We start from the raw sequence: 10,803 nt of genomic DNA, 5'->3' as shown, positions 1-10,803 counted from the left end.
CTTGCGCGTCCATGACACCTACGACGACATCGTCGACGCCTGCTGCAACGCCTGGAATGGCCTCATCGCTGCTCCCGCGATTCTCGCTTCCATTACTCAACGAGCATGGGCCAGTGCGTCATGAGTTCTGTCGGTTGGTATCAGAAGTATTTTGCTACGTTGACGCTGGAGGTTACATGGCACCAGCCATCACCCGGAGTCCCAGCATCGTAGTTGTGCGTGGCCTACGAGCCGATTGTGGTGGAAGGAGACAATTCCTAAATTGTCCTCACTGTCGAGGGCCATCTCCTGTTGGAAACCCGGTTGATCGAGCGACAGCGTGATCTGCTTGGATTCCATCACCGCGCAGCATTCTGACGACTCTGTCGGGCCCTGATATCGGGCGGCCACTGGCTCTTGATGTATGCCAGAATGGCAGCGATGTCCCTGTCGGAGAGAGTATTCCCAAAGGCGGGCATATCGGTCAGATACCCCTCAGGGTAGGCAGCGGGACCGAGTTGCGTTATCCGCATCAAAAATGCATCCGAATGGTGCCAGGTGTGCCCGGTTTCGTCGTGAGGCGGCGCCGGCAGGCGCCCATTCGGAAGGCGACGTTGCCAGTTCGGTTGCCCCTCCAGCGATGAGCCGTGACAGCTCGCGCATGCGGCGACATACAAACGTCTCCCCCGCTCGACCCGATTCGCATTTGCAGGGTCGATGCGAGGCACATCGCTCGCGGAGAGATAGAACGCTATACCGACAGCAATCGCCACCAAGCCGACAGCCACCACGACGAGCGATGCTCGCTGAAGCCGCGGGAGTGCTGGCTTCATACCAGCGACACTCCGGCCCCCGGCTTTCCTCCGGAATCGACTGTGCCGGGACACGATCCTACCTGTCGTCGTCCGGACGCAACCGAGGTTGCGTCTGACAGGCGTTGCTCAAGCACAACACGTCAATCTCCTTGCGGCTTCCTTTGCAGGTCACGGTGTAGACCGTAATGGCGCCAGAAACTTCCGTGACAGCGATCTTTGCTGGCACGCAGTTGAGCCTGGCCAGCGTGGCCTGCAGTTCGGAATCGTCAGCAAGCGCCGACGATTCCGCGCTCAAAACAGCTGTCGCTGCAAGGCACAATAGCAACAGAACCCGCTTCATGGATTACTCTCGACGTCGCGTTAGTGTCCCTTGCCGATCTTGGTTACTGTGATCGCACCGTTGACGCGATCAGCCTCGAACTCGATCTTGTCGCCGGCCTTCACCTTGTCGAGCATCGAGGTATCGGCGACTCGGAACACCATGGTCATGGACTCCATGTCGAGATTCTTGATGGGACCATGCTTGAGGGTCATTTTGCCGGCCGGCTTGTCGACCTTCACGACTTCCGCCTTAACCATGTTGCCGTCCGCCAGCGCAGTCATCGAAACCAGGGACAAGGCGAACGCACCGAATAGAGTCTTCTTCAACATTTTGTTCTCCTTGGGCGTGGACTAATTACTCGACGACGATGGTGCCGAACATGCCGGCTTGACGATGTCCGGGAATGAGGCAGGAGAAGTCGAACGTACCCGCCTTGGTGAACTGCCAGAGGATTTCGCCGGTTGCCTTCGGCTTCAGGCGCTTCGCAATGGGATCGTCGAGCTCCATGTCCGGGTTCTTCTCCATGTCCTTCATGTGCTTGAGGTTTTCCTCGACCGTGCCGACGACGAACTCGTGATCGATCGCCCCATTGTTGCGAAGCTGGAAGCGCACCTGCTCGCCCTTCTTGAACTTCAGCTTGTCCGGCAGGAACAGCATCTTCCCGCCGTCCTCGCGAAACACGATCTGGACGATGCGGGCCGGCTTTTTCGGATCGCCCGGCTTGCCGTAGGCGGTGTCGTCCGCGTGGCTGTGCCCCTCGCCGGGTTTGTGGCCGGGAGCCGCCAGTGCCGCGACAGAGATCAGGCTGGCTGCAATTGCCGCGCTAGTAAGTCGCTCGAGTTTCATCGATACCTCCTTCAGTTGAGCCTACTTGTGAGAGCCATGTGACGTCGGCTTGACGACTTGAAGCGTGGTGCTAGGCTTTGCAGGCGGGACTGGCTTCGGCGCCCGCGTCGTGGCGGGGGCGGGCCCCTTCCATTCGTACGCGACGGTCCCGGGTGGATTCTGGTACCAGCCGGGGTCCTTGTAGTCCCCAGAGGCCAAGCCTTCGCGTACTTTGACCACCGAAAACATGCCACCCATCTCGACAGCCCCGAACTGCGCGAAGCCGGTCATCATCGGCAGTGTATTGTCCGGGAGCTGCATCTCCATCTCGCCCATATCGGCCATGCCGGCGCTGCCCATCGGCATGTAGTCGGGCACCAAGCGCTTCATCTGCTTGGCGAATTGCTTCTTGTCGACGCCGATGAAGGTGCGAATGTCGTGGCCCATCGCGTTCATGGTGTGATGGGATTTGTGGCAGTGAATGGCCCAGTCGCCTGGGTAGATCGCGTCGAACTCGTAGGCCCGCATGCCCCCCACGGGAATGTCGATCGTGACTTCGGGCCAGCGTGCCTCCGGCCGCACCCAGCCGCCGTCGGTACAGGTCACCTCGAAATCGTAGCCGTGCATGTGGATCGGATGATTGGTCATGGTGAGGTTGCCGACGCGCACCCGCACGCGATCGCCCTTGGCGATCACCAGCGGATCGATGCCGGGGAAGACGCGGCTGTTCCACGACCACATGTTGAAAGCGGTCATCTCCGCGACCTTCGGCACGTAGTTGCCGGGGTCGATATCGTAGGCATTCAGCAGGAACACGAAGTCGCGGTCGACCCGGTGCAGCTTGGGGTCGCGCGGATGGACGACGAAGAAGCCCATCATGCCCATCGCCATCTGCACCATTTCGTCGGCGTGCGGGTGGTACATGAAGGTACCGCTCTTCATGAGCTGATACTCGTAGACGAAGGTCTGCCCAGGCTTGATGTGCGGCTGGTTGAGCCCGCCGACACCGTCCATCCCGCAGGGCAGGAGCTGGCCATGCCAGTGGATCGTCGTGTGCTCGGGCAACTTGTTGGTCACGAAGATGCGGACCTTGTCGCCTTCGACCGCCTCGATGGTCGGACCCGGGCTCTGGCCGTTATAGCCCCACAGACGGGCGATCATGCCCGGCGCCATTTCACGCTCGACCGGCTCGGCGACGAGATGGAACTCCTTCCAGTCCCCGTTCTGCCGCCACGGCAAGGTCCATCCATTCAGGGTGACGACGGGCTGGTAGTCGGGTCCGCTCGTGGGATGAAGCGGCGGCTGCATGGTGTTGGTCGTCGTCGTCGGCGCTTCCGGGATCGATTGCGCCTGGACGCGGCCGCTTACGGCGGCGGCGCTGATGAGGGCGAGGCCCGAAGCCCCGACGAGATCGCGTCTGGAGAGGCTCATGTCTTTCTCCTTTCTAGAGTCCGAGAGGAATGGTTTCGGGTGGAGGCGTCGTGTTAATGACGCCGGACGGTGGCACGAGGCCACCGACGATGAGAGCTGCCTGCAGGTCGGCGACGGCAAGATGGTAGTCGCGCAGCGCATCGAGCGAAGCCACATTGGCGGTGATGCGTTCACGCTCCTCGATGAGGAGCTCGAATACGTCGACCAGCATGCCGTTGTAGCGGAGCAACACCTCTGCCGAGATCTGCCGACGCAACGGTAGGATGCGGTTCTGGTAGTAGCGGGCGATGTCGTGCGTCGCCCTGTAGGTTGTGTAAGCTACACGCGCTTCGGAGCGTGCGTTGACGGATCGCTCGATCAGGCGATTGATCGCCCGCATATACGTCTCTCGAGCGGCGGTAACCCGCGCTTCGCCGCTGTCGAAGATCGGTATCACTATGGCTAGGTCGAGGCCGTAGCGATTCTTGGTAGATTGTTCGCCCGCCTCGTTGGTCTCGGTTTCGTTCCGATAGCCCAGGCCCAACTCGAGGAACGACATGTAGCGCGTCGCATTCACGAAGCCGACCGACTTCGCCAGAGTCACGATCTCATAGCGCAGGATGATGAGATCTACTCGTCGCCGCATGGCTTCGACTTCGACATCTGCGAGCATATCCAGCGCGGCGGGCAACGCCGGCAGTCGCGGCGGAAGCCTGTAGGCAAGATCGGAGCCCCAAAGACCAAGCATGCGGTTCAGGGCTTCGCGCGTTCCGGCAACATGTAGTCGAGCCTGGGCCACCTGGGCGCTGAGGTCGGCGTAGAAGGCCGAGACGCGCGCCTGATCGAGCTTGTTGGCGGCACCGGTCTCACCGAGCTGTCTCATCATTTGTGCAGACGCGTCGGCGGTCTGACGGGCCTGCTCCAGTAGCGCGAGCTTCTGTTGCGCGGCGATCGCGCGGACATAGGCCCGGCGGACGTCTACGGTCAGGCTGAGCGTCGTCGCGACCGCGCGATAGCGCGCTTCCTCGAACTCACGCTTGGCGATCTCCGTACGCCGTGGCAACGTCGCGATGGCCAGCAAGTTGCCGACAAGCTGAAAGCCGATTTCGGCGAAGTTGCCGGGACTTCCAAACGTGCGGCCCGAGGTAAGCGCAGGATTGGGCGGCAAGCTCGTCTGGACATACTCCGCTTCGGAGATGCCTAGGTCGTTGTAAGCCGCCTGCAGCCCGCGATTGTTGAGCAAGGCGACCTGGACAGCCGTATCTTCCGTCAGGGGCTCCGCCAGGAGTGTCTGAACGCGCTCGCGGGCTCTACGCATGTCTTCCGGAGAGGAAAGCTTGACGGCGTCGCGACCGGTTTCCTTGCGGACGCTGTCCGTGACCGGCGCCATGCCGCCATCCTCCGTGAACTTTGCGCAGCCCGCGGCCAGGAGGCCGACGAGGACCACGGCTATCGATTTCGGGAGGACGTTCATTGGGACCGTGCGGCGCCGGGGGCGACGCGGTCATTGAGTTCCCGCCAGGGCTTCAGCCCGACGGGGACATACGGTGCGGTGCCGGACATCACCGGCTGGTACGGCGCGGCGACAGTGGGAGCATCGGGGCTGGACGCATCGGCTGGCGACAACTCGGGCAAAGGCGGCGCGGAACAGGCAGCCACTCCAAGCGCGAGCATAGATGGAACCAGGAGTTTCATGGCAACGACCCAAACGAAATTGACTTGAACGCGAGGAAACAAGCATCGCGCCGAGCGGCGGCGAGCTTCTGGCGTGCGCGCAGGTCAGGTGTCTGGAACTATTGAGCCGGCGATAGACTCAAGACCGGACACGCGCCAAAGGCGCGAACGCGGTCAGACGAGTCTGGGAGGACGCTCGGAACGGTCGCCGCAGCAGCCCTCGAGCAAGTCGCTCAGCGGGGACAGAAGAAGCGACGCGGTAATGGGGCCAGGCAAAATGCCAATGACCGGCGTGGCCATGGCCGCATGGCAGGCGACCATGCAGCAGTTTCCAGCGTGCTTCGTTGGAGCTCCGCTCGGGCAGGAGCTTCCGCCGTGATCGCCGAGCGCCTCAGGTGTTTCCGGGAAACTGGTCGCGGATGCCGCGGGGTCTTCGTTCTGAGATTTCGGCAGGGATGCTTCGGCTTCGACTGGCGGACGCAATTCTGCGCCGACATGACCGCCGTGGGCCGACGCGACCGCCAGCGGTGACCACCCACGCCACAAGCGCAAGCAGAACTGCTTGTGCGAGTTTCCGAAAGGAAAGGGCGACGGTCATGACGATATTGATGATCAGCGACGGACGAGTTGTCAATCTACGGAATCGAGAGCGTCGTCAGTGGCGGCGACTGTCGAGCACTTCGAGTATCTCCTCGATCTTGTCCTTACGGTCCTTTTCCGATCCGGCGTGGAACGCATGGGCGACACAATGTTGAAGATGGTCACCGAGCGTCTCCTGCTCGACCTTGTTCAGAGCGGCACGAACCGCACGAAGCTGGTTCAGGACGTCGATGCAATAACGCTCTTCCTCGATCATCCGGGCGATACCGCGCACCTGGCCTTCGATTCGGCCGAGGCGGGCGAGCTGCGACTTCTTGATTTTGCCGTCCATGTCTTGACTATACCCCCGTACGGTATATATGGCAAGCATGAAACACGATTGCTGCAGCGGCGGACACGCCCATCATCGCGATCACTCCTCTCACCAGCCCGGCGCGCCCGAGACGGCGATAGATCCCGTCTGTGGCATGAAGGTGAAGATCGGCACGGCCAAACACACCGCCGTGCACGAGGGGCATACGCACTACTTCTGCAATCCCAAGTGCCTGCAGAAGTTCACGGCCGAGCCGGACCGGTACTTGAAGCCGGGGAAGGCCGCACCGCCGGCACCTGCCGCACCCGGCACCGTCTTCACCTGCCCCATGCATCCGGAAATCCAGCAGATCGGGCCGGGGAGCTGCCCGATCTGCGGCATGGCGCTGGAGCCTGCGGAGGTCTCGCTCGACGACGGGCCGAACCACGAGCTGATCGACATGTCGCGGCGTATGTGGATTGGCCTCGCGCTGAGCCTGCCAGTGGTCGCGCTGGAAATGGGGGGACACCTCACGTCGCTGCATATGCTCCTCGGGCAGAAGACGTCGAACTGGATACAACTGCTGCTCGCCAGCCCGGTTGTGCTGTGGGCCGGCTGGCCGTTTTTCGTGCGCGGCTGGCAGTCGCTCGTAACCCGCAATCTCAATATGTTCACGCTGATCGCCATGGGCACTGGCGTGGCATGGGGCTACAGCGTCTTCGCCGTCCTCGCCCCTGGGCTGTTCCCTGCCGCCTTCCGAGGCGCTGACGGCTCGGTTGCCGTCTACTTCGAGGCCGCAGCGGTCATCACAGTTCTCGTTTTGCTGGGCCAAGTGCTCGAGTTGCGGGCGCGCGATCAAACCTCGAGCGCGATCAAGGCGCTGCTCGACCTCGCTCCGAAGACCGCGCAGCGCCTGAACGAGGATGGAACCGACGAGATCGTATCGCTCGACCTGATCGCCGTTGGCGACCGCTTGCGCGTGCGGCCTGGCGAGAAAGTTCCTGTCGACGGAGAAGTCGTAAGCGGCCGATCAGCGATCGATGAGTCGATGGTCACCGGTGAATCGATGCCCGTTACCAAGCAGACAGGCGACCGGCTGATCGCGGGAACGCTCAACACGACCGGTGGTCTTGTCATGCGTGCCGACAAGGTCGGGCGGGACACCATGCTGGCCCGCATCGTCCAGATGGTTGCAGATGCGCAGCGTAGCCGCGCACCGATCCAGAGGCTGGCCGATCAGGTCTCCGGCTACTTCGTCCCCGTTGTCATCGCCGTCGCGGTCGCCGCATTCGTCGCATGGTCCATCTTCGGGCCAGAACCGCGGTTCGCCTTCGGCCTGGTTGCAGCCGTTGCAGTCCTCATCATTGCCTGCCCGTGCGCATTGGGCCTCGCCACCCCCATGTCGATCATGGTCGGTGTCGGACGCGGCGCGCAGGCTGGCGTATTGATCAAGAATGCCGAGGCGCTGGAACGCATGGAGCGGATCGACACTTTGGTCGTCGACAAGACCGGCACTCTGACCGAGGGCAAGCCGAAGATCGTGGCGATCGTGCCGGTGGCGGACTTCACCGAAAACGCGGCGCTGGCGCTAGCCGCCAGTGTCGAGAAGGCCAGCGAGCATCCGCTCGCGTTGGCGATTGTCAATGAAGCCGCCGACCGGAAGCTGGCGTTGTCTGAAGTGAGTGACTTCGACTCGCCCACCGGCAAGGGCGTGACCGGCACCGTGAGTGGCCGCAAAATCGCCCTCGGAAATGCGAAATTCCTGACAGAAGGCGGTGTCGACACTGCCAGACTGGCGGCCGATGCGGAACGCCTTCGGCATGAGGGAGCGACTGCAATCTTCCTCGCCGTCGATGGCAAGGCCGCAGCTGTCTTCGCCATTGCCGATCCAGTGAAGCCAACGACGCTTGAGGCGGTGCGAGCACTAACGGCCGAGAAGATCCGTATCGTCATGCTGACCGGAGACAACCGCACGACGGCAGAAGCCGTGGCACGCCGCCTCGGCATTGCCGAGGTCGAAGCGGACGTACTTCCTGAACAGAAGAGTGCAGTGGTCGAGAGGTTGCGTGCCGAAGGTCGCGTCGTTGCCATGGCGGGCGATGGAGTGAACGATGCGCCGGCACTGGTGGCGGCCGACGTAGGTATCGCCATGGGCACTGGCACAGACGTGGCAATCGAGAGTGCGGGGGTGACCCTGCTCAAGGGCGATTTGATGGGCATCGTGCGCGCCCGTCGACTGTCCGAAGCGACGATGAGCAATATCCGCCAAAATCTGTTCTTCGCCTTCATCTATAATGCGGCAGGTGTACCTATCGCGGCAGGGCTGCTTTACCCGGCATTCGGCATTCTTCTCTCGCCGATCATTGCAGCGGCGGCGATGGCACTGTCCTCGTTCAGCGTCATTGCCAACGCGCTGAGGCTCAGAGCATTGCGATTCTAATGGTAGCGGCCAACCCCGCCAGGAACGAAATTGGCCTCTCCCTTAAGGAGCGTCGGTGGCGGCGCGAGAGGCGCTCCGCGTGGTTGCGGCTACTCGTGCTTGGTGTCTTGGTACTCAATCTCTTGGCAAGCGGACATGGCGACAGTGTGCTCGTCCATGGTCAGGTGATTGCAGGCTACAGTGTGGCGACAATTGTCGCGCTCATACTTGCTTTGACACGCCGCGGCCCAGCATGGTCGACGACCGCATTCGTTGTTGTAGATGCGCTGCTGGTCGTGGCCCTGTTCCACGAGCATCTTTTCGCTCCAGGCCAAGACTTCGACCACAGTCTGACAGCGCCCACTCTGGCAGTCGGATTCTTGCTGCTGACTCACGCGGCATTGCGGCTGAAGCCTGGTCTCGTCGTCCTCTTTTCTGCCGTAGTGCTCATAGGCTGGCTATTGCTGCTCGCGATCACGCTTGTCATTCATGCGAAATTGCACCCGATGGCCCACAGCGAGTGGTCGACGTTTGGCGTCGAGGGGGCGCTCGCTGCTGCGTTCACTTTCGCGGGCTTCGTCTGCTACCTTCTGACAAAGGAGCACAACGTAGCGCTCGCCGAAGCGTTAGGGAGCGAAGGCCGGCGCCGAATGTTGGCCAGGTTTTTTTCGCCAAGCCTTGTCGCCGAGTTGCAGAGCAACGATGCCGCTCTTGCGCTTACTCGCAGGAGGGCAGCCATAATGTTTGTCGATCTCCGCTCTTTCACTCGGTTGACTGAAGCCTCCGAGCCCGAAGCGATGGCCGCGCTTCTGTCAGAGTATCGGCAAGTTGTGACGGAGGCCGTGTTCGAGTGTGGCGGCACCGTTGACAAATTTATCGGGGACGGCGTGATGGCGGTGTTTGGTCATCCGAAAACATCGCTGGACGATTCAGCGAGAGCAGTGAAGTGCGGTTTGGCTTTGAGCAGCTCACTTGAGCAGTGGAGGAAGGCGCGTCTAAGCAAAGGGAGTGCCGCTCTCAAGGCAGGAATTGGGCTACATGTCGGGTCCGTCATCGGCGGCGTACTCGAAAGCGGAACTCACGCGGAGTTCACCGTGTTTGGCGATGCCGTCAATGTGGCCGAGCGACTCGAACGCCTCTGCCGCTCTCTTGATGCATCTTTGGTCGTTTCAGAGCGTTTGCTAATCGAGGCCCCGAGTTTTCGGGATGGAATCGATTGGCGATGGAAAGACGCGGCGCTCGACGGCAGGCACGAGAAATTGCGGATCGCCTTCCTTTCCCAAGCCGATGGGCATTCGACGGCCTGACTTTGGCGGAGCACCTAAATGTACCTCGCCTCGATGCGGCGATCTCCCCGAGGACAACCCGTCGCTTCTAGAGATCGAGCCTCTAATCAGGCGCATATTCGCCTTCGCCGATCCGGTGAAGCCGAGGCTATTCGCGCCTTCATCGGTCGCGCTGTGCCATATTGTTCCGTCGCTCATCGGCGCCGCGGTCGTGCGGCGTAGAGGTCCCGCCAGGACCACTCCCGATAGCGTGCCGAAGCCTGCGGGCCCGCCGATGACTGGCGCGATTGAGGCTTGGCCGTTCGAGCAAGGTAAGTGGAGGTGCAATTATGGTGGCTCCAGAAGTGAACAGCCACGTGCACGCAGAAGATGACCGTGCTCACGTCCGTCGCTTTATGTGTGTAGTTTATGCGGGTCTGCAAGTTGATCGGCGTCTCAACGTGATCGCCGTGGCCTCAAGCGCACTCCTAGGATGGCAAGATTTCGGGGCGAAGTGAAACAAGGGAAGGCCCAGCAGGGCGGGTGCGCTACTGTCAATCCGCTACCCTTGCCCCGCCAACGTCGCTTTCGAGACGGTCGACGATACGGATCATGCGCCCGTCGCGGCCGAACATGATCGTGACGCTGGCGTAGTCGGTGCCGCCTGGCTGGTCCTTCAAGTAATGCCAGTGGGCAATCACGCTATGGCCATAGCCTTTGAAGTGGTTGGCCTTTCCTAACTGGACCACGGCGTCCTCATAGGTCGACTCGCCCGGCGTCAACGCATCGGTCGCGGCGACGTCGAACGGCTGGCCGATAGTGCGACCGCACGCGGCGAGCATCAGCACGCAGGCGAGGACAGCAATCCAGCAACTAGCCGGCTTAAGCATATCCGAAGGCAGTCGCACGCCACACCTCCACAACACCAAGCTCAAAGATACTTGGCGATTTCCTTGAATTCCTGGATCGAACGGCGGCGTTCCTTGGCGGGCTGGTCGACGGTCTCGTCGAGGCAATGGTCGAGATGGTCCTGGATCAGCGTTTTCTTCGCCTGTCCGATGTCCTTCTCGACCGCGTGCAGTTGCTGCGCGAGGTCGAGGCACGATCGACCCTGGTCCATCATCTCGATGACACTGCGCAGATGACCTTCCGCGCGGCGGAGCCTTTTGGCGATTTCAGGGTGCGTTGCGTGAAGGTGATCG

11 protein-coding genes are annotated in these 10,803 nt (G+C 61.6%); 2 read left to right on the top strand and 9 right to left on the bottom strand.

Features of this window, described 5'->3' with window-relative positions; translation table 11 throughout:
- Positions 1-338: 338 nt before the first annotated feature.
- The 7 genes from Q7V45_RS03115 to Q7V45_RS03085 all read right to left on the bottom strand — a co-directional run bounded on the left by Q7V45_RS03115 (position 339) and on the right by Q7V45_RS03085 (position 5,956).
- A complete protein-coding gene (locus tag Q7V45_RS03115; protein WP_304846805.1) occupies positions 339-812 on the bottom strand; it encodes a cytochrome c in 474 nt (157 codons plus the stop codon).
- Positions 813-870: 58 nt separating this feature from the next.
- A complete protein-coding gene (locus tag Q7V45_RS03110; RefSeq protein WP_304846802.1) occupies positions 871-1,134 on the bottom strand; it encodes a hypothetical protein in 264 nt (87 codons plus the stop codon).
- 20 nt (positions 1,135-1,154) lie between these two features.
- Complete coding sequence (locus Q7V45_RS03105; RefSeq protein ID WP_304846800.1) at positions 1,155-1,445, bottom strand: copper-binding protein; 291 nt, start codon at positions 1,443-1,445, stop codon at positions 1,155-1,157.
- A 25-nt stretch (positions 1,446-1,470) separates the two neighbouring features.
- Positions 1,471-1,962 (bottom strand): cupredoxin family protein, encoded by a 492-nt coding sequence (locus Q7V45_RS03100; RefSeq protein WP_304846797.1) that lies wholly within the window; start codon positions 1,960-1,962, stop codon positions 1,471-1,473.
- A 21-nt stretch (positions 1,963-1,983) separates the two neighbouring features.
- Positions 1,984-3,372 (bottom strand): multicopper oxidase family protein, encoded by a 1,389-nt coding sequence (locus Q7V45_RS03095; protein ID WP_304846794.1) that lies wholly within the window; start codon positions 3,370-3,372, stop codon positions 1,984-1,986.
- A gap of 13 nt (positions 3,373-3,385) precedes the next feature.
- Positions 3,386-4,741 carry a TolC family protein gene (locus Q7V45_RS03090; RefSeq protein WP_304846791.1) on the bottom strand — a complete coding sequence of 452 codons (1,356 nt, stop codon included), beginning with the start codon at positions 4,739-4,741 and terminating at the stop codon, positions 3,386-3,388.
- 939 nt (positions 4,742-5,680) lie between these two features.
- A complete protein-coding gene (locus tag Q7V45_RS03085) occupies positions 5,681-5,956 on the bottom strand; it encodes a metal-sensitive transcriptional regulator (RefSeq protein ID WP_304846788.1) in 276 nt (91 codons plus the stop codon).
- A 28-nt stretch (positions 5,957-5,984) separates the two neighbouring features.
- On the opposite strand from Q7V45_RS03085, the gene Q7V45_RS03080 reads away from it, so the two are divergent.
- Together Q7V45_RS03080 and Q7V45_RS03075 are read left to right on the top strand one after the other, a co-directional pair.
- Positions 5,985-8,357, top strand: coding sequence for a heavy metal translocating P-type ATPase (locus tag Q7V45_RS03080; RefSeq protein WP_304846785.1), 2,373 nt, complete (start codon positions 5,985-5,987; stop codon positions 8,355-8,357).
- Between the two features lie 107 nt (positions 8,358-8,464).
- Positions 8,465-9,643: an adenylate/guanylate cyclase domain-containing protein gene (locus Q7V45_RS03075; protein ID WP_304846782.1), complete on the top strand. Its 1,179-nt coding sequence runs from the start codon at positions 8,465-8,467 to the stop codon at positions 9,641-9,643.
- A gap of 512 nt (positions 9,644-10,155) precedes the next feature.
- On the opposite strand, the gene Q7V45_RS03070 is transcribed toward Q7V45_RS03075, so the two are convergent.
- Together Q7V45_RS03070 and Q7V45_RS03065 are read right to left on the bottom strand one after the other, a co-directional pair.
- Positions 10,156-10,509: a hypothetical protein gene (locus Q7V45_RS03070; RefSeq protein WP_304846779.1), complete on the bottom strand. Its 354-nt coding sequence runs from the start codon at positions 10,507-10,509 to the stop codon at positions 10,156-10,158.
- 23 nt (positions 10,510-10,532) lie between these two features.
- The coding region (locus Q7V45_RS03065; RefSeq protein WP_304846776.1) for a metal-sensing transcriptional repressor at positions 10,533-10,803 on the bottom strand (271 nt) is incomplete at its 5' end.

Origin of the sequence: Reyranella sp. (assembly GCF_030651995.1) — a bacterium.
Taxonomy (GTDB): domain Bacteria; phylum Pseudomonadota; class Alphaproteobacteria; order Reyranellales; family Reyranellaceae; genus Reyranella.
This window is presented reverse-complemented; position numbering and strand designations above follow the sequence as displayed.

Excerpts from the sequence above, each read along its gene's own strand:
- Q7V45_RS03080 (WP_304846785.1), top strand. The coding sequence starts at position 5,985 with ATGGCAAGCATGAAACACGATTGCTGCAGCGGCGGACACGCCCATCAT.
- Q7V45_RS03100 (WP_304846797.1), bottom strand. The coding sequence starts at position 1,962 with ATGAAACTCGAGCGACTTACTAGCGCGGCAATTGCAGCCAGCCTGATC.
- Q7V45_RS03110 (WP_304846802.1), bottom strand. The coding sequence starts at position 1,134 with ATGAAGCGGGTTCTGTTGCTATTGTGCCTTGCAGCGACAGCTGTTTTG.
- Q7V45_RS03085 (WP_304846788.1), bottom strand. The coding sequence starts at position 5,956 with ATGGACGGCAAAATCAAGAAGTCGCAGCTCGCCCGCCTCGGCCGAATC.
- Q7V45_RS03095 (WP_304846794.1), bottom strand. The coding sequence starts at position 3,372 with ATGAGCCTCTCCAGACGCGATCTCGTCGGGGCTTCGGGCCTCGCCCTC.
- Q7V45_RS03105 (WP_304846800.1), bottom strand. The coding sequence starts at position 1,445 with ATGTTGAAGAAGACTCTATTCGGTGCGTTCGCCTTGTCCCTGGTTTCG.
- Q7V45_RS03090 (WP_304846791.1), bottom strand. The coding sequence starts at position 4,741 with ATGGCGCCGGTCACGGACAGCGTCCGCAAGGAAACCGGTCGCGACGCC.
- Q7V45_RS03115 (WP_304846805.1), bottom strand. The coding sequence starts at position 812 with ATGAAGCCAGCACTCCCGCGGCTTCAGCGAGCATCGCTCGTCGTGGTG.